Below are 21,881 nucleotides of genomic sequence, written 5' to 3'. Positions count from 1 at the left end.
GAGCGCATTCGACATCAACCTACGCGGCCAGCCGCCACAGAGATTGCTGGTGAAGTATCGCACGGTCCAGCTCACGTGCTTACAGTCCGTAAACAATCTTCAGACCGCCGCTGGCATGAAGGGCAATTAGGATGCCTTCGCGCAGCAATTGCACTTTTCCAAGCCTTGCCGAGTCGAGGTGGCCCTCCATGCGAAAGCCCCCCTTCAGCGGGCGCATCAAGCGTTCGTTCGCCGCCATGAGCAGGTTTTGGTAGGAGATGCCGTAGTCGAGATTAGGGCCATTCCTCAATTGCGCCGCGAGCTGTTGCACGGCAGATCCAATCTGGCTGTCCTCTGATGACGTTGTCAGGCCAATTTCGGAAAGACCAAATGTCTTATTGTCGGTATCGACTTTTGGCTCGGCGGAAAGATAGATCCATTGGCCCGCGTTGGGATCGGCGTCGGAGCTCTTTGCTATGCGCAGGCCGATGACGAGTTTGCCCGAGGACGGGTAGATCTGAACCTCACGCACGGACGTGTCCTGCGCCGGAATGGCTGCAATTGCCTGGCTTACCTTTTCCTTGACCGCCTCGTAGTTGATGCGGACAGGAAGAATGAGATCGAAGGTGCCCGGCTCAGCGATCGCGGCGCCGAGCGGCGGGAGGGCCGTTGCTGTGACAGCTTGCGGCTGCTGCCCGATCATAGTTTCGGCGGAGCCGCTGAGTTCAAGCGATCCCCACAAGACCTTGTCATTGGCGCGGACACCGGCGAACGCCACGGTCTGCGGGCTCAGCTGCAGCCAAATGGGCGGATTCTCCGCGACTTTGATGGGTTCAAACGCGTGACGCCATGCCGCCTCGGCCTTGCCGTGCAGGTCGAGTGCCCGCGCCGCGCCCAGCGCGCGAGACCGGATACGGTCCAGCTGGGTTCGAACATTGGGCTCGACATAGGGGGCTAGGTCAAACTCGCGACCCAGCACGTGAAGGTAGGGATGTTCACTCCAGTGAAACGAGTCGCTGATGTTGAGCTGGAGCGATCCATCTCTCCGCAGCTCGGGGCGCGCTTCAACCTCGATCGTCGCGCGTGCCTCGGTCTGGCCCCGAATGCGCGCCGTGAAACGATTAGCTCCCTGACCTTCAGCAGCACCATGTATGGAGACCGCTCCGAAGACGCGATCGCCCCGGCCATACAGCGAGACCGAGCTGGTCCGGTCGACAAACCCCCAAACGTCGCAATTGGCGCTGACGCGGAAGATGAAAACACGACGATGAACGCAGTTGATGCGTTCGTCGATGGTGGCAAGCCGCTTTGGGATATCGCGCTCGATCGCGGCAGCGAGAGCCGGCAGCCCGAACTCAACCGTCGCAGAGATGCGTGAAGTCGTTACGAGTGGCGTTGCAGCGTCCGGGCTATATGCCGGCATTTCAGCGCCGAACGCGATCGACGGCAGCACCCACACAAGGAGTGCACCTAGGCCGACGATATCCATGTGTGATCTGCTAGCGATCGGAAAGCATTCCGGCCGAAATGACCGTGATGGAGGCATCATTCTATTGCTCCAGCTTCAAGGAAAACCAGAACCACAGGAGCAGGTGCGCGCGCGAGTGATAAAGGTCCCGAGGGGGAACATCGCATGCTGCTTCGGACCCGGCAGTTTGACAACCGGTCACCCCTGCTGCCTATCCGTTCCGACAGGTGTTAGGCGCGATCCCCACGCGAACATAGAAGCAACTTCAAGATGCCCCTCAGGTCGCGCAAGTCAAATGACAAATTAGGCAAATGCTGCCCTGCATCTGGTGTCGCACATGGCGGCGATGAATATCGCGTTGTCCCGTGAGTTGTCATCCCGGTTTGCGCGGGCAACGGCATAGGTCGCCGTCTGACCGAAGAGTGCATATCCAGAGCGCGCCGAGAGGACGACTCCGATCTACCACCAGACGCTCTGACAAGTCGCGACTTCCGCTAATGGGATGGTCCGGCCGTGCTCCGGCCCTGCCAGCACGAGAAGCTGGCGGGGGCAGCGAAGACAAGGAGCAGGCCATGTCTCAGAAAGTCAACGCAGCGATCGCCGTGATCGGCATCGATATCGGCAAGAACTCGTTCCACGTCGTGGGGCACGATCAGCGTGGTGCGATCGTGCTGCGGCAGAAATGGTCGCGTGGCCAGGTGGAAACGCGGCTCGCCAACCTGCCGCCGTGCGTGATCGGTATGGAGGCCTGCGTTGGCGCCCATCATCTCAGCCGCAAACTCCACATGCTTGGCCACTACGCCCGCCTGATGCCGGCGAAATACGTGCGCCCGTATTCGAAGGGACAGAAGAACGACTTCCGAGATGCGGAAGCCATCGCCGAGGCGGTCCAACGCCCGACCATGAAGTTCGTCGCGACCAAGACCGCCGATCAGCTCGACCTTCAGGCGCTGCACCGGGTCCGCGATCGATTGGTCGGTCAGCGTACCGGCGCCATCAATCAGATCCGTGCGTTCCTGCTGGAGCGGGGCATCGCCGTGCGGCAGGGCCTGCATGCCCTGCGGTTCGAGTTGCCGGGTATCTTGGCGACACGGCTCGATGTGCTCTCGCCTCGCATGTTGCGCATCATCGAGGGTCTGTCGGAAGACTGGCGCCGGCTGGATGAGCGTATCGAGCTGCTATCGAACGAGATCGAAACACTGGCCCGTCAAGATCAGGCCTGCCAGCGCCTGATGACCGTGCCCGGCATTGGCCCGATCATCTCGAGCGCAATGGTGGCTGCGATCGGCACGGGAGACGTGTTCTCGAAAGGCCGCGACTTCGGCGCCTGGCTTGGACTGGTGCCGAAGCAGATATCGACCGGCGACCGCACGATCCTCGGCAGTATCTCAAGGCGCGGCAATCGCTACCTGCGCGCGCTGTTCGTGCAGGCCGCGTGGGTTGTGCTGGTCAAGGTCAGGTGTTGGCAGCGCTATGGCCTCAACTCCTGGATCGAAGCCGCCAAAAAGCGATTGCACCACAACGTGCTGGCGATTGCGCTCGCCAACAAGCTCGCCCGGATCGCCTGGCGGTCCTCAATAAGGGACGCGCCTTCACGTGCGTCAAGACGGAGGAGATGGCGTCCGGATCTGCTTGATCCTCGCGCCGTGCGCGGCGCCGTCAAGGCGCAGCCTGGCCGCAGGAGAGCAAGCCGTCAGGACAGCACGGCGGCCGGCCTTGACGGCGCCTTGCGCGCGGCGCGTCTGCGCGCGCAGGCCGGGACGAAGGAACGACCGCCAGGCACGAACAAAGGAACAGCGCGAAGTGAGGAGCTATCGATGACGTAACAACACCTTACCCGCCGAGGTCTGCGAGAGGATGACACGACGATGGAGAATCGGTCTTCCCGACGCATGCAACCCTGGTGACCCAAATGGCCCGGTCGAGGCCTGTCCGCTAACCAGATCACATGCGTGCTGATATCCATGATGGCCCGGAGCACTCCGCTCCAAGCAGAGGCCGGATACATTGATGCAAGACCATATCTACCGCATCGTCGAAATCTTCTTGCACCGCACGGCCGGACCATACATTGGGTCACGAGCGTCGATCGGCTGGGACCGCGACCACGTCCGGTCTACCCCGAAAGAGCAGACGCAAAGGTGGGGCCTGAGGTTTCGACGCTAGGGGGCCAGAAGCGGACCTATGTGTCGCACCAAAAGAGGGCGAGCCTAGCCAGAATTTATCTAAAGCCCTATCACCAAAGGCTACCAGCCCGCGGACGACCAAGGAGGAGTCGATGATGTCAATGAGCAATCCAATTGGCATCTGGCGGACGGCACGGTGACGGCTGACAAGATGGAAGGCAAAGAGGCTGGGTATCTCGTCAGCAAGAAGCCGTACAAGGATTTCGTACGGCGCGTCGAATTCTGGCCGAGCGACGATGCGCCTGCCCAGCACGGCCGTTGCGCACGCCGCCTAGATCGTCACTTCTTTAGGATGCCCGTGTTGATGTTTCCAAGCTGCTGGACGGCCGCGTTTGCAGCTGGCGTGTTGTACGTCGGTCGAGATCCACTGCCGTCCTGACCAGCAGCCGTTGCGCCCAATTTCTCACCCGTCGTTCGGTGGCTTTTTGCATTGGACGTGTTGGGGCCGGGTGAACCGCCTGTTCCGCTGAGCGTGGTCCCGTTCGATAGCGTCGAGCCACTTGCGCCGCTCGAACCGGTTGCACTCGCGCCAGCGGATGACGAACCGCCTGAACTGCCTCCTGAGCTTTGCGCCATCGAGAATGAAATAGTGCCCATCAGGATGGTCACCGCGATCGCTAGAAGCTTCATTTTTATCTCCTTCCCCAGCAAGTTCTGAAATGTCTGGAGCTTTCTCTCCATGAAGCGCGCACAAGCTCGCAGTTCCTATCGTCGGCGTGCGAACCAGGCCCCAAGCAGAAAGGCAACAAAGAGCGAGCGTAAAGGCGCCCTGGTGGTCACCTCGCGCAATTGGTCCGCCCAGCGCATAGCGGAATCCAACGAAGGCGAACGCTGCGATTCACGACTTCCTCTTGTTTCCGGCCCGGAGTCCGACCTCAGGGCCGAAGTCTGCCCGACACCGCCCTGCTCGTTCGTCAGCCCGGAGGCTTCCGTCATCGCCGAGGCTTCCCTCATGTCCATGAGCGTGCTCCTATCGTCCGTGACGGAGCAACCAGTCCCCTTCGCTCTGGTTCCTACATTGCGGAAGGTCTCGGATTACGCCGATTTCCGGCGCGTTCCTGCCGCGGGCTTCTTGCCGGCTGCCTCTTTCGCCGGCTTCTTGCCCGCGATCGGCATCAACATCTCTTTCTGACCGCTGGAAGCCTTCTTTGGCTTCTTCCCGGGCTTGGCCGCCTGCTCCGGCGCAACCTCCTTTCCAACACTTCGACGTAGGGCTTCCATCAAGTCGACAACGTTGGTCGCTGCTGGCCGCTCCTTCGGCGTGATCGGATTCCCGGCTCGTTTTTTGTTAATCAGATCGACCAGGGCGGCCTCGTAGTGGTCCTCGAACTTTTCAGGCTCGAACGTGCCAGCCTTCTGATTGACGATGTGCCTGGCGAGGTCGAGCATATCCTTGGTGACCTTCACGTCCTGGATCTCGTCGAAATACTCCTGTTCGCTTCGCACCTCATAGGGATATCGCAGCAGCGTCCCAACGAGGCCCTTGTCCAGCGGCTCGAGCGCGATGATGTGCTCGCGACTGGTCAGCACGATGCGCCCGATGGCAACCTTGTCCATTTCCCGAATGGTCTCGCGGATCACTGCGAAAGCATCGTGCCCCACCTTCCCGTCCGGACGCAGATAGTATGGCCTGATCAGGTACCGGGGGTCGATATCCGCCCTGTCAACGAACTCATCGATCTCGATGGTGCGCGTCGACTCCAAGGCAATCTCCTCGAGCTCCTCCTTGGTCACCTCAATGAATTGGTCCTTCTCGAATTGGTAGCCCTTGACAATGTCTTCATTGGGCACCTCGTCGCCGGTGTCGGCGTCAACCTTCAGGTACTTGATGCGATGGCCGGTGGCGCGGTTGAGCTGGTTGAATGCGATCTTCTCACTCTCCGACGTTGCCGGGTAGAGGGCGACCGGACAGGTCACTAGGGATAGGCGGAGAAAGCCTTTCCAGTTGGCGCGCGGGGCCATTTACGCAGAACTCCGTTCAAGGTTTGCCGGATTCAAGACGAAGAGGCATGCTGAGTTCCGACATCTCGCCAACCAAAATGATGGCGATTTGCATCAGATGATCAGAACAAAGCGAGCACGTGTCGCCAGGTCCAGGTTTGTCAGGTTCGACCACCGCGTCGTGGAAGATGTGGCCCGACTAATCCGAAGGGGTAAACCGAAATTGTTGTGTTCCGTATTTCGGGTTCTCGTACCCTACAATGACCTCTCTGGGCGGGAGCAGCTTACGCTTTGCCCGGCACACTTTTTGATGGTGCTCGCGAATTTTGCCCGATCCCAAACCGAGCACCGACAAAATCCGTGTCGTCGATGCCGCGTATGACGGCCCATGGGGGCTTCCTCCGTCGGGCAGCTCGCCTCGCCAAGCGCAGCGCTGGTGCGGCCCGACGGACATGTGGCCTGGGTGGGAGACGAGAGTCAGCGCGGACTTGCGGAAGCGTTGACGAGATGGTCGGGCCGCCGCTGTAGTGCGCAAGCGTCTTACGCGCCATCGAACTACGGAATACGCGGAGGTAAGTCAGCCGCGGGGGACGGCTCCTCCAAGTGAGAGCTGCGCTTTGGCAGTATCGACCAGCGCATCAGTATGGAGCTGGTGAACGCAAGCGGCCGCCCGATGACCTCGGTTGCGCGCGTGGCCAATAGGGGTTTTCCACGCACATCGCTGCAAGTCCCGCCGCCGCCGCTCGGCACTGATCCCATGATGAATAGGCGCACTGGAAATGGGTGCTACCGCCCCACTCCCACTTCTGAAGGCAGACGGGGTGGCTGGGATCGAAAGTTTGAGCCGTCGCCGAGGCAATCAGCAGGATCGCCGCAATGCTCAGAATCAGCCCACGGAGCATCCGCATCGTCACCTCCTTCAAATGGTCAGCAGTGCTTTCAGGTTCACCGCCGCTCTATCGTCGATATAGGTCACCCGATGCGGTCAAGCCACAATAGCCTCGAGGTATCTGCTTGAAGGCAGGCGGCAAACATGAGGCGAACCCTATGGCCGATCGAATTAAGAGCGCCCGCTGTGCTTTGGGCAAGGACATTTTGTGCGGAATGAGCGCATTGATCATCGGACCGAGCCTCCAACCGATCGCGCGTTTGGAATGTGAAACGGTAGACGAGGTCAAGAAAATCACGCCTTTACGACGGGATACTTCATGACCACCAATACTTCGCCATGCAGGTCAAAATGGCTGTCGCAAGCGCCACGACCATCGGCGTACCGCGGTAATCGAAAGCAGATACAAGATGCACAAGCAATGTGCCGTAGTTCTTTCTGAACATCAGCCATAGCGCTGGTTCCTCATCGTGCAGTTAGAGCCAGCGCCTTATGAACCACTGTGTTGCCTGACGGAGCAAGTGAAAATTTCGGGATATCGAAATCATAAAAGCTCAGTGGGGCGGGCGGCTCTTCCTGGGGCGAAGAACCTTGCCTGCCCTGTTGCAGGGTGGGCTTTTGCGGCCAGAGACCGCGTCCCCTTTGGCGCGCTTGTCAGCGGTCGACACGATCAGGCTGCGGGTTTTCCACAGTCACGACAGCCAGTAGCTGGTCGCTCCACCTGCCCACTAGGAATCGACAATTTGCTAATGCTGTTGGCTCTTAGGCCAGCGACGCGCGACTGTGGTGGCCGATTTCTTGAAACCAGTTCGCGCAGAATGCTACCGGCGATGTTTTCCATGGCTAAGTCTTGGAGGGTCATCATCACAGATCTAGGACATACATACTCACCTGCTTCGTAGAATGCGTCTCATCGCGCGTGCCCGCGTCGTTGTGTCCTAACAGGACTGCAACGAGGAGTGTGCTATTGGGAGAAGGGAAAGGAACATGGACCCAAACTTTGGGATGTGAGGAGTCGATCATGCGCTGCTCACTGCTCCTAGTGCTCACGATTGTCCTGGCAGCGCCTAATGACCCAGTCGGTCATTTCTTCAAAGAGGTCGCCGATTCCTTTTGCAAAGCATTCAACATTCCATGCTCTCAGCCTGCCGCCCGGCCTAAAGCGCCCGCACCCTCTGAGGTAGATCTGGCTTCTGTTCTGGTCGGGATGGGGACTCGGCCAATTGGGTATAAATTCGTCTTGTCGGCAGGTGTACCAGAGAGCACAGGGGCTACCGAATATCAAAAGATCCGACGATTGGCGGCGCCGCTACTGAGGAAGATCACCAAAGGTCTCCAGGCGTCGCTGGACGATCTACCCGAATTTGAAACGCAAACGAAAGAGGACGCTCAAAAACAGATATCCAGCCACTTCGACAAGATCCGAGTAGGAGTGCAAGACGCCTTTCGCGTGGCCAACCAAGAGTTCGAGGCTGAGTTCGAATCAGGCTCAAGTGAGCATGGAACTCACGCTATATTGGTTCTTGCGCTAAGACCGTGCGTCGGCGATGCGTGCGCATTTGCGCAGCCTGCTCGACCTGATGCGAAAGATCGGTTTGCAAAATTTTATGAATGGGCAAGCTCCAATGGCCTGACGGGACCAAATCAAACCTACTCTATGAACTCCAGCGGCTCGCTCGAGGCCGTTGTCGTCGCTCACAGTAAGACGGGGCATTGGCAAGATAATTTCTCAGAGGCCGAATTGCGAAGCGCTTTCGCGAAGACCGTTAAACAATCGCGGGAAGCAAAACTCTTGCTGTCTTACTCGGTTGCGACACTTGCAGGGCTCTCTCGAGAGGAGGTCGCCCACTTGGCGGATGTGTTCGATGCCCCCAATCTGGCAGCTCACCAAGTGCACTCAAACGAGAGCCGCGGCCTCGAAGGCGTATCAGATGAACTTGGCCGCGCGCGTCTCCGGGAATGCGTGAGACTTCGCGGAACATTTGAACCTGAACACGCAGGAAGATGCGCCGGTTACAGAATTGACCAAAGACATCTAGCTGAGTGTCTTGCTGGAAAAACGTGCATGCCAGCATTTGGCGGCCAGCTAAACTTGGAGGTGTTACTTGCAAAGCCAAACCTCAGTATCCGTATGGCTGCAGAACCGACGGTTCTTCCTAGATTAAACATCGGCACGGCTGGAGATTTGGTAGAAATCGCGAATAGATGTGACGCTACCTCCTCCGAGGAAGCGACCGATTGTCTCCTCAAAGAGGTTATGAAAAAAGATCCCAAAACTGCTGCAACGATGGATTGCGTGCAACAGGCCGGAGCGAGCGGTGTATCCATAGCCGCTTGCACGAAGGTCGGGATCCCCGATGATCAGAGGCGGCGAATCGAGTGTTTTCAGCGGTACAGCGCCAAGAGCACGAAGGATGCGGCCTTATGTGCTTTTCGCGACGAACTCCCACCGAACGCCAGGAAGTTTGTCGGTTGTGCCGGCGAGCTAGAGAAGGCTTCCGGCGTGGGAGGGGCGATCGCTTGTATGGACGTTACAGGAAGTCATGAAGCGGACTGCCTGCTAAGACACCGCAACAATTGGGGAGATGCAGCCAATTGCATGGGCACAGCACTTCCTGCCCCGATCAGAGATGGCTTGAACTGCGCTCAACAAGCAAACAGCCTGACCTCGTTCGGCGTGTGTATGATCACGGCGAACGCCACCGGGGAGGCACAAAGAATCGCTGCCTGCTATGCGGAGGGCCAAGGCGTTCCCGCGGCAGTCGCCGTTTGTCTTGCAGCTCAGCACCTCAACCAAGACCAGCGCATCCTGCTTGAATGCGCAGCCGCAACCAACGGTTCACCGCCCGCTACAGCAGGTTGCGCGGCAGGTAAACTGGCAGCAAGGGAAATGATGAACTGCAAGGGGAAGAAGTTTGGAGACGATAAATGCTTCAACGAGAATAATGAGATACGAAAATTTTTCGCCAATGCTGGTGCCCCCATTGGCCCAAATAGCGTGGCCGCACAGGTGATTAATGTCCAACTACAGGTGTCAGAGCTTACGCTTGGACCATTGATGAACGCTGCGAACAAGGAACTTCCACACCTTATGAGTCTTGCTCAGAAGGCGGGCTTTGCGCCTGATCCCAAAAAACCCGGGACCATGGTTGCGGGCCCCCTTCTTGGGCCTGTTATCGATCGGTGGAAACCTCCTTCGATCAAGCCTGACTTCTGGAAACACTGGTGAACGCTCATACCTTCTAAGACATGGAGCAAAGCCATCGGGGAACTGTGCCCAAAGGTTCAGTGTGGACAGATCAAGCGCGGTTCTTGCACGGGCACCATTTTGCGCTGCCTGCTCCGCGAGATGGAACCGTTACGGCGGTTAGCCAAGATAGGAAACGTCCTTCGCGCGCGATGCAAGCTCGCCCTCGACCTTGTCGATCGCTGCCTGGTTCTCCTCGATGAAGGCCGCGAGTTCATCGCGCGACATCTCGGACAGCGCCTTCTGCCTAGGCGCCAAGTCCTTCCTGGTTGGGGCGATGTGCCCGGCGCGGTCCAGGACCTTCATCGACAGGTCCGCACGGACGCGGGCCGAGATGCTCTCGTCCTGAAGCAGTGACTTGGCCACCCGGTAGGCCAGCGGCGCGCCAACGGCCGCGAGGTCAAGCTGTATCGACTCCGAGATCGCGGCCGCTACCGCAGGAAGTCGCAAGGTCCTATAGACCGATTTGGGATGATAGCCAGCGAGCTTCGCCGCGTCCTCCGGCGGCTTGCCGTCGACTACGATCAGGCGAACGAGCTCGCGTTGCTGGTCGTTCAAATCGCAGGCTACCAAGGCGGTCATTCCATGTTCTCCGAGAAATTGGCTTCTTACTCGTCCCCACTTTCGCGGGAGGCGTTCGCTGCAGCGATCAGCCGCCGCAGAGGGACACTGTTGAACGTGGCATTCTGGTTCTTCAGCGGCCGCTCCAGAAGGTAGGCCGCGACATCAGGATTGAACCAGGCAGCCTGGACGATCTGGTCGGCGCTCTGGCGACTGGACGGAAGCAACTCGAGCATGAGCTTGAACCGCTTGATGAGGCCGCCGCCTGCAAGATCGCCCTTGAAGTGGCGCACGGCCAATTGGGCCCATCCGGGAATTCCGATCTTCTCGGCGGTATCGCTGCCGACAGTCGCCCGCTTCTCGGCCTCCTTGAAGTACGAAAGGATCTTGTGCGCTTGGCGAAGGTTGTTCATCTCTTCGGGCGAATAGACCTTTGAGAGAAGCTGCTCGTTGTCCTTGAATTCGCGCGCCAGCCGCGCGAAGTGCACCTCGAGCGTATCGCCGACTTGTCGGGTGCCCTGGACCTTGTCCGCGAGAACTTCGGACACGGCAGCCTTCCAGCCGCGGGCCGCCTGCTCGTCCTTGCCGATGACGTCCTGGATCTCTTTCAATTTGGCGTCGGCGCTGTATTTGCTCCCGAGGAGTCTCTTCGCCACATCGCGCGGATCCTCACGAAGCAGGGTCCCGAGGGCCGACCGCTCGAGCTCCGCTTCGGTTGCCTTGCGGCTCGCGCGTGCGGCTTCCAGGTCCGCCCTGGCTTGCGCCGACAGCTGCTCGCCACGACGCGCGGCCGCAACGATGTCGTCGAACTCGGTCCGCACCGCCGGAAATTGCGCGAGGATATCCGAATAGTTTCGCGCCCACGCGTTGGCACGAATCGAGTTCACCGTACCATCGGCGTTGAAGGCCGACCTCGCAAAGTCGGACCGCAGATAATCGCGAAGCGCCGCATGAGCATCCGGCGCCGCCGGCGCCCCCTCGAGCGCCCGCGTCAAGCTAGCTGCCTTCTCTGGCGAGGCCAAGAACCGGTCACCAGTCGCGCTCGGCGGGGTGGAGCCACGATTGAGTTGGCCATCAACGTTCTGGCCGCCGCGATCAAGCTCCCGGGTGAAGCGCGCCATTTCATCTCTTCGCTCAGGACGGAAGCGCTCCGCGAAGCGCTGATAGTTGGCATTGGCTTCTGAATAGCCATGCGCCTCCTGAAGAGCTCGGTTGATCGCGCTGCGCAGATGGCCAAGGTTGTCGGCCAAATCAAAATTGCCGGAGGCTTGCGCTCGCTCCTGAGCTGGGCCAATGAACTTCCGGAGGTCCGCCAGATCGCCGCCGAGCGCTGTGCCGGGCCCACCGACATTGACCATCTGGCCGCTTTCCGGTGGATGCTCGGCCATCTGCGGCCGCAAAGCGTTCAGCCGACGCATAAAGTCCTCTGGCAGCACACCGGGCGCCAGGCCGTTCGCATTCCCTCGAACCCTGTCGATGGCTGAAAAGATGGTGTCGGCCGGAAGTTCATCCGCACGGCCGGGAGCGTGGTCGAACAGCCGATTCTTCTCGGCTCGCGCGGGGATGTACGTCCTGTCGACGAGGGCCTCGTCCAGGCGACGAGAAGCGTTCGCCTTGACCTCACTGTTGCCGAGCGCCCCGAACGGCTGTCCTTGATCCGCCCGAATGCGGTCTACGGAACGGTGCGCCTCTTCCCTCTGGAGGATCTCGTTCTCCGCTGCGCTGACACGCTCGTCCCGCGCCTGCGCGGCGCGGCGCATGACTGAGCCGAGGTCGGCTTCTGGATCTCGCATAGCTTCGACGCGTTCGGCAGCAGCACTCTTCACGTTCTGATCGCGCTTGATGAAGTCCGGCGCTGACTTGAGGCGCGCTCCCTGCTCGGCAGCAATCAGGCCTGGATCTCGCGACAGCAGCCCTGACGTCGGCATGGCCGAACTCTGCAACGGCGAGGCGCCCTCCTCCGCCGGCCGCGCCAATGCCGCCGCGTTCTCGCGGATGTCTTGCGCCAGCGCCCGCGGCGCTCCCGACGCGGCGCCCTGAATCTTGGCGGCGGCGCGGTCGACGTCGGCGATGCTGTACGGCGCCTTGGTATTTGGGTTGAGCGGGATCGGCGCAGGGGCGGAGCCGAAAGAGCGAGCCGCAATGTTCCGGATCGCCCCTGCAAGACCTTCAACGGTGCCCTGGACGGTATTGGCACCCACTGCCCCGGCCAAAGGTGCGATGAAGTTCGCAATCTGTTTCGGTATCGTGTCGCCCACGACGGCGTGTTCGGGCACGTAGTTGTCAACGGCGTTTACCGCCACGCCGGAGCCCATTCCGCCGATCGTATCGCCGACAAGGGTCCGCGCAGGCGCCTCTGCGTAGGGCCGGGATAGATGATCAAGTACGCGCCCGCCGGCCGTGTCGGCTCGCGTGTTCGCAGCGGCAACGCTTGGAGCTCGAGCGGCCAACATGGCACCGGTGCCGACGGCTTGGGTGCCGAACCGGTTGACATCGTAGGCGAGCTTTTCGCTGCGCGACATAGTCGCGGGGTCGATGCCAGGAAGGACCGAGGTGGCCTTTTCCACCAGCTTCGACGCCGGGACAGCAGGCGCGATGTTCGTGCCGAAGACCTTGTTGATGCCCCCCGTGATTAGGTTTTGCGCGCCGGCCGCGAGATCGAACGGGCCGGTGACGATGTCCGTGAGGCCCTTGCCAACGCCCTGGGCGCCGACGGTGAAGTCGCGCACGGCACCGCCGACACTGCTCGGGAGCAGCGATGCGGGGCGCTCGACGAGCTGCGGTTCGGGGGTAACGTAGAGACGGCCGCTCTGCGCGGCGTTCTGCGCGCCAAGGCCGGGCGTGGCCGGCGCGGGCGCCGGCTGCGCGGCGGCTTGCGGCGGGACGCTCGCGAGCGCGCGCTGAATGTCCGCCGGCGTGAAGTCGTCGGGGAATTCGTGCTGCTGACCTTCGAAATCGATGAGCTGGGGCATAATCAATGCGCTTTGATGATCATGTTACAGACCAACGTCGGCTGAACGTTGCTGTGCGCTTGCCCGCCGGCGTTGGTGGTTGAACCAGAGACGCTGAGAGTGCCCGATGCCGTGCCCGTCACTCCGATAGCCTGCTGATGCCCGAAACTGCCGCCTCCGCCGACGCCGCCGCCATAGCTGCTATCATTGACGACAGCGGACGCCGTACCGGACACGGAAAGAGTGCCGCCTGCCGCACCAGATATGTTAAGCGCCGCCGAGGTCGCCGGAGTAAGCGTGACGCTCTCGCGGCCACCAGTTGACCCGAGTATAGGTGATGCGCCGAAATAGCTGGACGAGAGTCGACCCGCGCCTCCGTCAACGCCCGCGATGACACGTCCGCGCGCGTCCGGCTTCTTTGGATTGCCGGAGCCATCCTGGCCATGTGGGTAACCATCGGCGATGTAGCCGGCGCGAAGCATCGGGAATGCGGTGTCGGCGAGCAGGACGCCACCGTCGGCCCAATCCCAACCGGCCGGAACCGTTATGCGAGACCACGGCACCGGCCCGAAGCCGGCCGGGATGATCTGGTTCGCGTCTGTCCCAAGTTTCGCGAGCGTGACGGCAGCGTCCGCCAGTTTCGCTGTTGTCACCCCGCCGTCGGCAATCTTGTTCGTCGACACGGCGCCTGTTGCCAGCTTGGAATTCGCGACGACGCCATCCGCCAGCTTGTTGGCGGCCACTGCGCCGTCGGCCAGCTTGACCGACGTGATCGACCCGTCAGGAATAGCGGCAGCCGCGGTGAAATCGGCGATCTCGTCCCACTTGGCCGGCTCAAAACTGACGCCGGAAGTGTGGGTGGTGTTCGCGATGTAGAAGATTGAATTGTGAAAGACCGTGCTGATCTCGGCGGTGTACAACACGCCGCTCGCCCATTGCGCGGGCGCGGCGAAACCAAGGGACACGCTCGAGTCGAACTGCTCTTTACCGACCGAGCCGCGCTTCAGGGCGCCGTCGTCGTCTTGGATTTTGGCCAGGTTCTGTTGGGTGTCGTCCATCGCCAGCTTGACGGCGTTGAACTCGGCGTCGAGGTCGGTGCCGGACTGCTGCGAGGTCGGGTTTTCGGCGCTGAACAGCGCGAAAGAGTTCTGACGGTTGTAGGGCGTTGATGACATTGGTCGCCGACGGAATGAGAGGAGAGCGCGGGATTGCGCGGTGGGTGCCGTCGGCGAAGCGGCGTTGCGTCCGTGGGATGAAGTGTAACTCAGAAACTCTTTTTGAAAAGTGAAAGGTTGTCACGCCGCGCGAGCGTTGCATTGCGGGTCGAGCAGCACTACGAACTACAGACGCCGCAAATCATTGGTGAGCAAATGTTTCCCACTCGTTTGGCAGAAGTCTCCGCGTCTGAAGTGCTCGCGGTCATTCAGAACGAAGCGGCTGAGACGCTGGATTTTGAACTCAAGCGCGCGCTCCCGACCAAGAAAGGCGGTGCCGATCCTTGGATGATTGGCGGGAAGCTTGGTGACGAGGCGAAAGACGAACTGGCCGCGGAAATCATCGCCTTTGCGAACACCGTCGGCGGCACGCTTATCGTTGGCGTGGACGAGGACACCGCGACAAAGCGTGCGAAGCCGCCGCTGTTTCCCATTCCTCGCTGCAAAGAAGCCGCCGCCCGATTGCATCAAGCGATCAGCGATCGGATAGAGCCAAAGCTTCCCGTCTTCGAGTGCGAAGGGGTCGTGACCGAAACAGACGGCACGAGCGGCGTCATCATTATGCGGACGCTCGAATCATACCTCGCTCCCCACCGACACTCGCAGAACAATCACTGCTATGTTCGGCGGAACGACCGTGCCGAACCAATGAGCATGCTTGAAATCCAGGAGATGACGCGGCAGAAGGCGCGCTCTGCCGCAGACGCAGGCCAAGCGTTCAAAGATAGCTCTGAGCGATTCTTCTCGTGGCTACCTAACGAGCACCAGCGCGTTCATCCTTACAACGGATTGCAGGGAGTATATCAAGCGGGAGGAGATAGCCGCGCTTGGATTAGCATTTGGGCCTTGCGCGTCACCGCTCGTCCGCTCGCGCCGTTCTTGCTCGCAGACCTCTTGAAACAGCCCTGGCTCACCCAGATAGGCGCAAACGCGTTTGTTGGTAACGGTCAAATTAGGCAACTCACGTGGCGAGATCTCAAAACAATCCGCGCCTGGGCGCCTCGGCTTAGGGCGGTCGAACGCGATCTGGAGGGCACCAATTGTTTTGGGAAGGACCGCGTGACGAGCGAAGGGCTTATTGAACGCTTTATCTGGCAGAAGCGGATCGAGAGCCCTAAGCCGCGTGTAGATTTCCTTGATATCACTGAGTTGCTTTGGAACGTTGCGTGCGTAGTCCACGCTGCTCAGGTAATCCGCAAAGCAAATGCTCGTCCGACGCAGCAATTTGCTCTCGAAATCGAGCTGATGAACTCAGATCCCCTTCACGTTCACGGGTATACGAACGCTCCTAGCGCCACCATACCTGCAGGTACCGTCCTGTTCCCACGATACGAAGTCGGAGAAGCGCAGGACCTCAATGAATTGATTCTGACAGTCGACAAAGACGTTTGGAATCTTGGCGGCCAGCATCCAACGTGGGAGCTCGGTGTCAATTGGCCCCCGTAACTTAGGCCTACCGCTCGATACCCTCGAGTTCTCAAGAATCTGAAAATTAGTAGAACGGCTTTGCGAACTTTGGACGCGAGGCCGAGGGCTCCCCCCTAGGGGTGGGTCCCGGGCTCTGGGTGGGTACCGGCCGAGGCCGAGGGGTTCGCATGCCGGCGCGCGTAAGCAGCGCTAGCCCCTCATCGATTGTATCGGCCAACCTACGCATCATGACGCGGCCTTCCGCCGTCAGGCGATCACCTTGCTCGAGCGCGGCCTGGCGCGATCGTTCGAGGTTGCGCTTTGCTCGCACGCCTTGCGCTGTGAGCGCGGGGCACGTCTCGAGCTCTGCTATTGCGGCGTCATACTGCGCATCAGTGCGCGCGGTCATAACGCGATGAAGGGCGATCACTGCGGGGTCTTTTGAAGGCGTAACTCGCTTTTTCTTCATTTGCGCTGCTCCACAACGCAGTGAGCCTAGCTAAGTTGCTGACCTTGCTCAAATCATGGAGTCGCAAAATGCCTGCGGCACAGCTCTTTCTTGTATGGAGATGCGAGATTCAAAAACCCGACAAAAGCGTGCAAATCGACAAACACGCAAAAACATCAACGTCAAAGGTGTCGGGTTTTACGTGTTAGACTTTTCCAGACAAAATATTTGTTGCTGAATTCTCAAACGAGCGCATCCTGATCGCGGGTCGAAAGCCCGAAACACTAGCCGATAGCCAATCCGGTGAGCGGCAATCACAATTCTTGTCCAGGGGCCGCGCGCGTATGTCCAAGGCGCACGCCCAAAGGTGCGCGGGGCCGCCTAGTGTCGGTCATTTCGCCCCTGGACTCGCAATCTTGCTCGAAAGGCAAAACACTATGCGCAACGCAACCGCCGTCCGTACCTCGTCCCCCTCGACTGACCTCGGCGCCCTGCTCGCCCGCCGCGGGACTGATTTGATCCTGGCCATTGAGGACGGAAACGCTCTTGTCCGTTGTCATGTGAGCTCCGCGATCGCCGCAGCGATGCTGGCGCCGCTGAAGGGCAAAGCAGCCGGCCAATTCCGCGCTCTGCCCGACAACCTGGTCGAGATCGATGCCGCTGTGACCTTACCGGTGGCGTTGCGTATGATGGAAGCCAAGGCAGCAATGGAGAAAACGCTGCACTGAAACCGATGGCGGCGGGCGGCAGCAATGCCGCCCGAACGGCCTAAAATCCGAGCTCGTGCTTCCCCGGTGCTTCCCCGGGGTCGGCGCGGGCGCTATCAGCGCGAACGGGAGAACAAATGTTATCGCAGTTTCAAAGGGTTGATTGGTCGGGGCAGCTGGATTCGAACCAACGACCTGCAGTACCCAAAACTGCCGCGCTACCAGGCTGCGCTATACCCCGAATGTCCGGCGCGCCCCGTCGATACACGCTTCCCGGCGCGCCAGCAAGGCGCCAATGACGCCGATCCGGGGCGCCTATTTGCTGCCGAACAGCGGGTGGGCGACCCGGTCACCGGGACGGATGCCGTATTTCTGCGCCGTTCCCGCCACCACCTCCAGCACCGCCCGGGCCGGACCCTGGGACGAGATGATTTTGGTCGACATCGGCTCGGTGTTTTCGGCGATGCGCAGGATCCGGCCGTCGGCGCGGATGAAGATCATGTCAAGCGAGACGTAGGTGTTCTTCATCCACATCGACACTTCCTGCTCGGGATTGAAGTCGAACAGCATGCCTTTGCCGTCGGCCAGTTCCTTGCGATACATCAGGCCGGTCTGCTTCTCCTGCTCGGTCGTCGCCATCTCGACCGAGAACACCTGCACGCCGCTTCTGGTGACGATCTCGAGCGGCTGGAAACTCGCGGCGCGGACGGATCCGATTGCGGCGACCATGCCGGCAACGACGAGGATGGCGGCAAGCCAGCCCTTCGCAACGGACCAGACGGCCTTTCGATCAGAATTCATTGGGAGTACTCGAGGCGTGGGACTGGAGCAGTCCTTACGCAACGGTCGCCGGAAAAGCCAGAGGCGCGCCGGTCGGCCGGTGCGCCTGTGCTCACGATTGCGGGAATTGGTGCGTTTAGTGCGACTGCAAGCCCGGCGAGCCGGTCTCGGGATGGATTTCGGCCGCCATCATGCCCTTGGAGCCGGGCCCGAACCGAACCAGCACATATTGGCCGGGGCGCAGTTCTGTCATGCCGAAGCGACGCAGCGTCTCCATGTGCACGAAGATGTCGGGCGTGCCCTCACCGCAGGTGAGGAAGCCGAAGCCGCGCAGCCGGTTGAACCATTTGACCTGGGCCCGCTCCAGGCCGCTGGTCGGGGTGACCGTGACGTGGGTGCGCGGCGGCAGCATCTGCGCCGGATGGATCGCGGTGGATTCGTCCATCGAGACCACGCGGAATGCCTGATAGCCTTTCGCGCGCTGGATGCACTCGACGACGATGCGGGCGCCCTCGTAAGCGGTCTGAAAGCCGTCGCGCCTCAGCACGGTGACGTGCAGGAGGACGTCGGGCCAACCATTGTCGGGAACGATGAAGCCATAGCCCTTTGAGGCGTCGAACCATTTGATGACGCCGTGAACCTCGACCAGATTACCGCTGCCCTCACCCAGTCCGGTGAAGGGGCTGAGCGCGCTGTCGCGACCGCCACCGTGCTCGCCCACGGGAACTCCAACCTTCTTGGACTCAAATCCGTCCGACGACCCCATAACCCCGGACCCCACACTGCCATGCAACCCGCCACATTGGCGGCGCTCGAATCACGCGTCTTAAGAGAATGTTCTCAATTCACGCGACGCGAATCTTTCGACTCAAAAGATAACACTCCCGGTTGCGAGGCATAGACAAAAAAGAGATTCGCCGGGACCTATGAACAGCTTGCACAGCCGCGAATCAAACTGATGCCTCAATTCCCGGCAAAGGGCCCGAGCGTTTCGCCGATGTCGTGATGGATCACGAGGTCGGCGATGTCGTCCTGCTCGGTCGGCTCGCGATTGATGATCACTAGACGTGCGCCGGCGTCCTTGGCCAACATCGGAAGCCCTGCCGCCGGCCACACCACCAGCGAGGAACCGATTGCGATGAAGAGGTCGCAGGTCTGCGACAGCGCGGTTGCCCGCTGCATTTCGTCCTCAGGCATCATCTGGCCGAACGAGATCGTGGCGGTCTTCACCGGCTCGTCGCACGTGGTGCAGTTGGGCGCAGCGCCCTCCGCCTCGAATCGGCGCTTCACCCAGTCGAGCTGATAGACCTTGCCGCACCCGATGCAGCGCGCATAAGTAGTATTTCCGTGAAGTTCAATCACGTGCTCGGCCGCCAGCCCCGAAGCCTGGTGCAGATTGTCAATATTTTGGGTGATGATCGCGGGAACCTTGCCGGCGCGATAGAGCGAGGCCAGCGCCCGGTGGCCGCGGCCCGGCTTTGCAGCTGCGAAGACCTGCTCCATCGCAAAGCGGCGACGCCAGGATTCATCGCGCGCCTCTTGGCTCGCGACGAACTCGTCGAACGGGATCGGACGGTTGCGCGTCCAGAGTCCGCCCGGCGAGCGGAAGTCGGGGATGCCGCATTCGGTCGAGATGCCGGCGCCGGTGAACGGCACGATTCGTTTCGCTTCGGCGATCATCTCGCCGAGCCGTTCGACGCCGCTGCGAAGATCCGATGCAATCAACCGCTGCTCCCGATGTGTTTGCGCTGGCTGCAAGGTGCACAAGCGGCAAGATTGTTGACGCTCTTGTCCAACATGATGAAAAAGAGCGAAGAGAAACAGAGTAGGCAACTCCTGCCGCCCTTCGCATATCACAATCCTGCAATGCCTCCTCCCCATTGACGCCCCATTCGAGAGCCCCAATGGATGTGTTGAATCCGACTCACGACGCAATGCGGCGGCAGCGCTCGAGGTCAGTCGAAAACACAGGTTCAGGTGCGAACAGAGGGGATGGACATGACCGAAGATGAAGAACGCAAAGCCCGCGAACGCGACGAGATCGCCGCCCGTGTTGCCGCCTTCCGCGCCACCCAGGAGAGGTTCAAGCGCGAGCGCGAGGAATATTTCGTGTCGACGCTCGATAATGCCCGCAAGGCGGAGCGTCCCTCGCTCTGGCCGTAGAGCGTGACGTCAGGCGCACGCGAACAAAAAAAGCCCGGAGCCTTGCTCCGGGCTTTTCGCTTGTCAGTCGCTACCAGTGGCGCCAGTGGTGGTGCCGATAGTACGGTCCGCCGCCGTAATAGGCGTAAGGACCCGGTCCGTAATAGTAGCTCGGGCCGTCATAATAGCCGTAACCCGGACCGTAATAGCCGTACGGATGCGATGCCGCGACCGCGCCTGCCGTGATTGCGCCGGCGGCAAGGCCGAATGCGAGGCCCGGCCCGATACCGCGGCCACGCGCCTCGGCAGGCGCAGGCGCCGCGACCGCGGTCACGCCGACGGCTGCGACGGTGGCCAGAACTGCCAATGTCTTCTTCATAATCTCCTCCTTCGCGCGTCTCGCGGAGATAACGGCGAGGGCTTGCGATGGTTGCGGCAATGCGGAACCGCAAGCCGTCCAAAAAAATAGCGGGCCAGCGGGAACGAACGCTCCCTGCGCGGATTGACTCTGCAAGTGCGGAAGCCTTCACCATCCGGTTGAGGCGACAGCACGAAGACCCCGTCAGCATCCTCCGCGATGCTGGCGGGGTTTTTAGTTTCACGGGAGAGATGGCAGCAGAGGTGAGCTTCTGCCAGCGGGGCGGACGATCGAGGAGGAGAGATGCCCATATCCGCTTTGCTGGCCCGTATCCGCCGGCTCGTGCCAAAATCCGACGATCAGCACTACGAGGAGATCGTCCGCAGCTTCGGCGTCGGCACGCTGCGCCCGCCGGCGAAGCCGATGAGCGACCGCGAACTGGCGCAGGCCATCGCCGAGTTCCTCAAGGAACGGCCGTCGAGCGAGTCCGTTGCCGCCCTCGGCCGAAGGCTCGATCCCTCCTCCCGCCTCTGACCGGCGTTACTTCTTGTGAGCACGGAACAACATTTTCGCGCACACGTTGAGTCGTCTTCAGGCAGATGAGGCCCGACATGCCGGTGTGGCTCGAAGTCCTGCTCAACCTGTCCGGTTATGCCGGTTTCGTCGCGCTCGCAACGCGCGGCGGCATGTTCCGGGATACGTCCGCGGACGATCGGATTTGTGGCGAGAAGCGCTAGTTCGCGTACGGCGCCTGCCCTGCCGTGCGCATCAGCCGATCCGCCTTGACCGCGACACGGGTGTCCTCGGCCTGCGGCCGCAGCGAAAAGCTTATTGCCACGAAAGCGAGACAGAAGAGCGTGCCGACGATGGCGACGCGCCGGTAGGTGTGGCGGTCGCCTTGATGAAAGGTCGGCTCCGAAAATGGCGTCATGATAAAATGGCTTCTGAGCAAACGCGTTTCTTGCAAGGTCGTTTCTTGCAAGGTGATTTCTTGCAAGGTCATTCCTTGATTGTCGTTGCCAGACACCTATCCCAAGTAGCGGCAAGTGCAACGCGATTGGACTTTTAACCTAACCGAATAGGGTTATTTGCTTTCGCCCAAGCTTTCGTTAGGCGTTGCGCGCGATCGCGGTGCGCCGCTTCTGCATCGCGCGGAAGGACCGCGCCGTCACGGCCCGCCGCTCCCGACCGCCTTTGTTCCAGCTTCGACTCCTTTTCGTTCGCAAAGAACGAATCGGAATCCAGGAAATCGGCGCGGAGCAATCCTTAATAGGCCGTGAGGCGGCGCGCGGCGAACGTCCGATCACGTAAGGTCGGTCGCTGCGGCACCGTTAGCTGCCTTGGCGTGGCTGCGAGTGGCGGACGCACCGAACGACAGCATGCGCAGCCCGCCGTGACGGACGTGTCCCGCATCGACACAGAAGGCGCGGCTTGTTCTGCATCCGACTCCATTTCGTTCGCAAAGAACGAATCGGAGTCGGAAAAATCAGCGGGGCGCGAATCCTAACGATCCGTGAAAGCGTGCGCAGTCACGTCTTCGGCGCATGAGTCCTTGGCGGAAATATTTTCGGCGGTAAGAATTTCGAGCTGACGGCGAACACGA

19 protein-coding genes, 1 tRNA gene and 1 pseudogene are annotated in these 21,881 nt (G+C 60.6%); 8 read left to right on the top strand and 13 right to left on the bottom strand.

Annotated features, from left to right (window positions below):
- Positions 1 to 79: 79 nt before the first annotated feature.
- On the bottom strand, positions 80 to 1,468 hold the full coding sequence (locus tag IVA98_RS03960) for a DUF4403 family protein (protein WP_247354303.1): 1,389 nt from the start codon (positions 1,466 to 1,468) through the stop codon (positions 80 to 82).
- 551 nt (positions 1,469 to 2,019) lie between these two features.
- Here IVA98_RS03960 and IVA98_RS03955 point away from each other — a divergent pair.
- Positions 2,020 to 3,083 (top strand): annotated as a pseudogene (locus tag IVA98_RS03955) (IS110 family RNA-guided transposase).
- An 829-nt stretch (positions 3,084 to 3,912) separates the two neighbouring features.
- On the opposite strand, the gene IVA98_RS03950 reads toward IVA98_RS03955, so the two are convergent.
- Both IVA98_RS03950 and ku read right to left on the bottom strand, forming a co-directional pair.
- Positions 3,913 to 4,263, bottom strand: coding sequence for a hypothetical protein (locus IVA98_RS03950; protein ID WP_247354302.1), 351 nt, complete (start codon positions 4,261 to 4,263; stop codon positions 3,913 to 3,915).
- 405 nt (positions 4,264 to 4,668) lie between these two features.
- Positions 4,669 to 5,595 carry a non-homologous end joining protein Ku gene (gene ku, locus IVA98_RS03945; protein WP_247354301.1) on the bottom strand — a complete coding sequence of 309 codons (927 nt, stop codon included), beginning with the start codon at positions 5,593 to 5,595 and terminating at the stop codon, positions 4,669 to 4,671.
- A 367-nt stretch (positions 5,596 to 5,962) separates the two neighbouring features.
- On the opposite strand from ku, the gene IVA98_RS03940 reads away from it, so the two are divergent.
- Entirely contained in the window at positions 5,963 to 6,181 is a 219-nt protein-coding gene (locus IVA98_RS03940; RefSeq protein ID WP_346657676.1) for an aromatic-ring hydroxylase C-terminal domain-containing protein, read from the top strand.
- A gap of 31 nt (positions 6,182 to 6,212) precedes the next feature.
- Here the strand turns inward: IVA98_RS03940 and IVA98_RS03935 are convergent, their stop codons facing one another.
- The gene (locus IVA98_RS03935) at positions 6,213 to 6,476 is read right to left on the bottom strand and encodes a DUF3551 domain-containing protein (RefSeq protein ID WP_247354439.1); all 264 of its coding nucleotides are present in this window, start codon (positions 6,474 to 6,476) and stop codon (positions 6,213 to 6,215) included.
- Positions 6,477 to 7,484: 1,008 nt separating this feature from the next.
- On the opposite strand from IVA98_RS03935, the gene IVA98_RS03930 reads away from it, so the two are divergent.
- Positions 7,485 to 9,692: a hypothetical protein gene (locus tag IVA98_RS03930; protein WP_247354300.1), complete on the top strand. Its 2,208-nt coding sequence runs from the start codon at positions 7,485 to 7,487 to the stop codon at positions 9,690 to 9,692.
- Positions 9,693 to 9,830: 138 nt separating this feature from the next.
- Here IVA98_RS03930 and IVA98_RS03925 read toward each other — a convergent pair whose 3' ends face one another.
- From IVA98_RS03925 to IVA98_RS03915, 3 genes are read right to left on the bottom strand one after another with little or no spacing between them, the layout of a single operon-like run.
- On the bottom strand, positions 9,831 to 10,292 hold the full coding sequence (locus IVA98_RS03925) for a hypothetical protein (protein WP_247354299.1): 462 nt from the start codon (positions 10,290 to 10,292) through the stop codon (positions 9,831 to 9,833).
- A 26-nt stretch (positions 10,293 to 10,318) separates the two neighbouring features.
- The gene (locus IVA98_RS03920; RefSeq protein WP_247354298.1) at positions 10,319 to 13,243 is read right to left on the bottom strand and encodes a hypothetical protein; all 2,925 of its coding nucleotides are present in this window, start codon (positions 13,241 to 13,243) and stop codon (positions 10,319 to 10,321) included.
- Between the two features lie 2 nt (positions 13,244 to 13,245).
- The gene (locus tag IVA98_RS03915; protein ID WP_247354297.1) at positions 13,246 to 14,397 is read right to left on the bottom strand and encodes a tail fiber protein; all 1,152 of its coding nucleotides are present in this window, start codon (positions 14,395 to 14,397) and stop codon (positions 13,246 to 13,248) included.
- Between the two features lie 141 nt (positions 14,398 to 14,538).
- Between IVA98_RS03915 and IVA98_RS03910 the strand changes: the two genes are divergently transcribed.
- A complete protein-coding gene (locus IVA98_RS03910; protein WP_247354296.1) occupies positions 14,539 to 15,882 on the top strand; it encodes an AlbA family DNA-binding domain-containing protein in 1,344 nt (447 codons plus the stop codon).
- Between the two features lie 846 nt (positions 15,883 to 16,728).
- Positions 16,729 to 17,019, top strand: a complete 291-nt coding sequence (locus tag IVA98_RS03905; RefSeq protein ID WP_247354295.1) for a hypothetical protein — start codon at positions 16,729 to 16,731, stop codon at positions 17,017 to 17,019.
- A 143-nt stretch (positions 17,020 to 17,162) separates the two neighbouring features.
- Here IVA98_RS03905 and IVA98_RS03900 read toward each other — a convergent pair.
- The 4 genes from IVA98_RS03900 to IVA98_RS03885 form a co-directional block, all read right to left on the bottom strand.
- Positions 17,163 to 17,239: transfer RNA gene (locus tag IVA98_RS03900), tRNA-Pro, on the bottom strand.
- Positions 17,240 to 17,313: 74 nt separating this feature from the next.
- Entirely contained in the window at positions 17,314 to 17,799 is a 486-nt protein-coding gene (locus IVA98_RS03895; protein ID WP_247334846.1) for a DUF192 domain-containing protein, read from the bottom strand.
- A gap of 115 nt (positions 17,800 to 17,914) precedes the next feature.
- Positions 17,915 to 18,544, bottom strand: coding sequence for a cold-shock protein (locus IVA98_RS03890; RefSeq protein WP_247281023.1), 630 nt, complete (start codon positions 18,542 to 18,544; stop codon positions 17,915 to 17,917).
- Positions 18,545 to 18,741: 197 nt separating this feature from the next.
- Complete coding sequence (locus IVA98_RS03885) at positions 18,742 to 19,503, bottom strand: SIR2 family NAD-dependent protein deacylase (protein WP_247354294.1); 762 nt, start codon at positions 19,501 to 19,503, stop codon at positions 18,742 to 18,744.
- A gap of 273 nt (positions 19,504 to 19,776) precedes the next feature.
- Between IVA98_RS03885 and IVA98_RS03880 the strand changes: the two genes are divergently transcribed.
- Complete coding sequence (locus IVA98_RS03880) at positions 19,777 to 19,941, top strand: hypothetical protein (RefSeq protein WP_247296792.1); 165 nt, start codon at positions 19,777 to 19,779, stop codon at positions 19,939 to 19,941.
- A 70-nt stretch (positions 19,942 to 20,011) separates the two neighbouring features.
- Here the strand turns inward: IVA98_RS03880 and IVA98_RS03875 are convergent, their stop codons facing one another.
- A complete protein-coding gene (locus IVA98_RS03875) occupies positions 20,012 to 20,299 on the bottom strand; it encodes a hypothetical protein (protein ID WP_247334841.1) in 288 nt (95 codons plus the stop codon).
- Between the two features lie 282 nt (positions 20,300 to 20,581).
- Here IVA98_RS03875 and IVA98_RS03870 point away from each other — a divergent pair, with 282 nt between their 5' ends.
- Both IVA98_RS03870 and IVA98_RS36895 read left to right on the top strand, forming a co-directional pair.
- On the top strand, positions 20,582 to 20,812 hold the full coding sequence (locus IVA98_RS03870; RefSeq protein ID WP_247296793.1) for a hypothetical protein: 231 nt from the start codon (positions 20,582 to 20,584) through the stop codon (positions 20,810 to 20,812).
- A 77-nt stretch (positions 20,813 to 20,889) separates the two neighbouring features.
- Positions 20,890 to 21,015, top strand: coding sequence for a hypothetical protein (locus IVA98_RS36895; protein ID WP_256464568.1), 126 nt, complete (start codon positions 20,890 to 20,892; stop codon positions 21,013 to 21,015).
- Here IVA98_RS36895 and IVA98_RS03865 read toward each other — a convergent pair.
- Positions 21,012 to 21,209 (bottom strand): hypothetical protein, encoded by a 198-nt coding sequence (locus tag IVA98_RS03865; protein ID WP_346657685.1) that lies wholly within the window; start codon positions 21,207 to 21,209, stop codon positions 21,012 to 21,014. The genes IVA98_RS36895 and IVA98_RS03865 overlap by 4 nt on opposite strands.
- Positions 21,210 to 21,881: the final 672 nt, after the last annotated feature.

The organism is Bradyrhizobium sp. 160 (assembly GCF_023073735.1).
Lineage (GTDB): Bacteria > Pseudomonadota > Alphaproteobacteria > Rhizobiales > Xanthobacteraceae > Bradyrhizobium.
Note: the sequence above shows the minus strand (reverse complement) of the source record. Positions and strands in the feature narration are given on the sequence as shown.

Excerpts from the sequence above, each read along its gene's own strand:
- IVA98_RS03960 (WP_247354303.1), bottom strand. The coding sequence starts at position 1,468 with ATGGATATCGTCGGCCTAGGTGCACTCCTTGTGTGGGTGCTGCCGTCG.
- IVA98_RS03950 (WP_247354302.1), bottom strand. The coding sequence starts at position 4,263 with ATGAAGCTTCTAGCGATCGCGGTGACCATCCTGATGGGCACTATTTCA.
- ku (WP_247354301.1), bottom strand. The coding sequence starts at position 5,595 with ATGGCCCCGCGCGCCAACTGGAAAGGCTTTCTCCGCCTATCCCTAGTG.
- IVA98_RS03940 (WP_346657676.1), top strand. The coding sequence starts at position 5,963 with ATGGGGGCTTCCTCCGTCGGGCAGCTCGCCTCGCCAAGCGCAGCGCTG.
- IVA98_RS03935 (WP_247354439.1), bottom strand. The coding sequence starts at position 6,476 with ATGCTCCGTGGGCTGATTCTGAGCATTGCGGCGATCCTGCTGATTGCC.
- IVA98_RS03930 (WP_247354300.1), top strand. The coding sequence starts at position 7,485 with ATGCGCTGCTCACTGCTCCTAGTGCTCACGATTGTCCTGGCAGCGCCT.
- IVA98_RS03925 (WP_247354299.1), bottom strand. The coding sequence starts at position 10,292 with ATGACCGCCTTGGTAGCCTGCGATTTGAACGACCAGCAACGCGAGCTC.
- IVA98_RS03920 (WP_247354298.1), bottom strand. The coding sequence starts at position 13,243 with ATGCCCCAGCTCATCGATTTCGAAGGTCAGCAGCACGAATTCCCCGAC.
- IVA98_RS03915 (WP_247354297.1), bottom strand. The coding sequence starts at position 14,397 with ATGTCATCAACGCCCTACAACCGTCAGAACTCTTTCGCGCTGTTCAGC.
- IVA98_RS03905 (WP_247354295.1), top strand. The coding sequence starts at position 16,729 with ATGCGCAACGCAACCGCCGTCCGTACCTCGTCCCCCTCGACTGACCTC.
- IVA98_RS03895 (WP_247334846.1), bottom strand. The coding sequence starts at position 17,799 with ATGAATTCTGATCGAAAGGCCGTCTGGTCCGTTGCGAAGGGCTGGCTT.
- IVA98_RS03890 (WP_247281023.1), bottom strand. The coding sequence starts at position 18,544 with ATGGGGTCGTCGGACGGATTTGAGTCCAAGAAGGTTGGAGTTCCCGTG.
- IVA98_RS03880 (WP_247296792.1), top strand. The coding sequence starts at position 19,777 with ATGACCGAAGATGAAGAACGCAAAGCCCGCGAACGCGACGAGATCGCC.
- IVA98_RS03875 (WP_247334841.1), bottom strand. The coding sequence starts at position 20,299 with ATGAAGAAGACATTGGCAGTTCTGGCCACCGTCGCAGCCGTCGGCGTG.
- IVA98_RS03870 (WP_247296793.1), top strand. The coding sequence starts at position 20,582 with ATGCCCATATCCGCTTTGCTGGCCCGTATCCGCCGGCTCGTGCCAAAA.
- IVA98_RS36895 (WP_256464568.1), top strand. The coding sequence starts at position 20,890 with ATGCCGGTGTGGCTCGAAGTCCTGCTCAACCTGTCCGGTTATGCCGGT.
- IVA98_RS03865 (WP_346657685.1), bottom strand. The coding sequence starts at position 21,209 with ATGACGCCATTTTCGGAGCCGACCTTTCATCAAGGCGACCGCCACACC.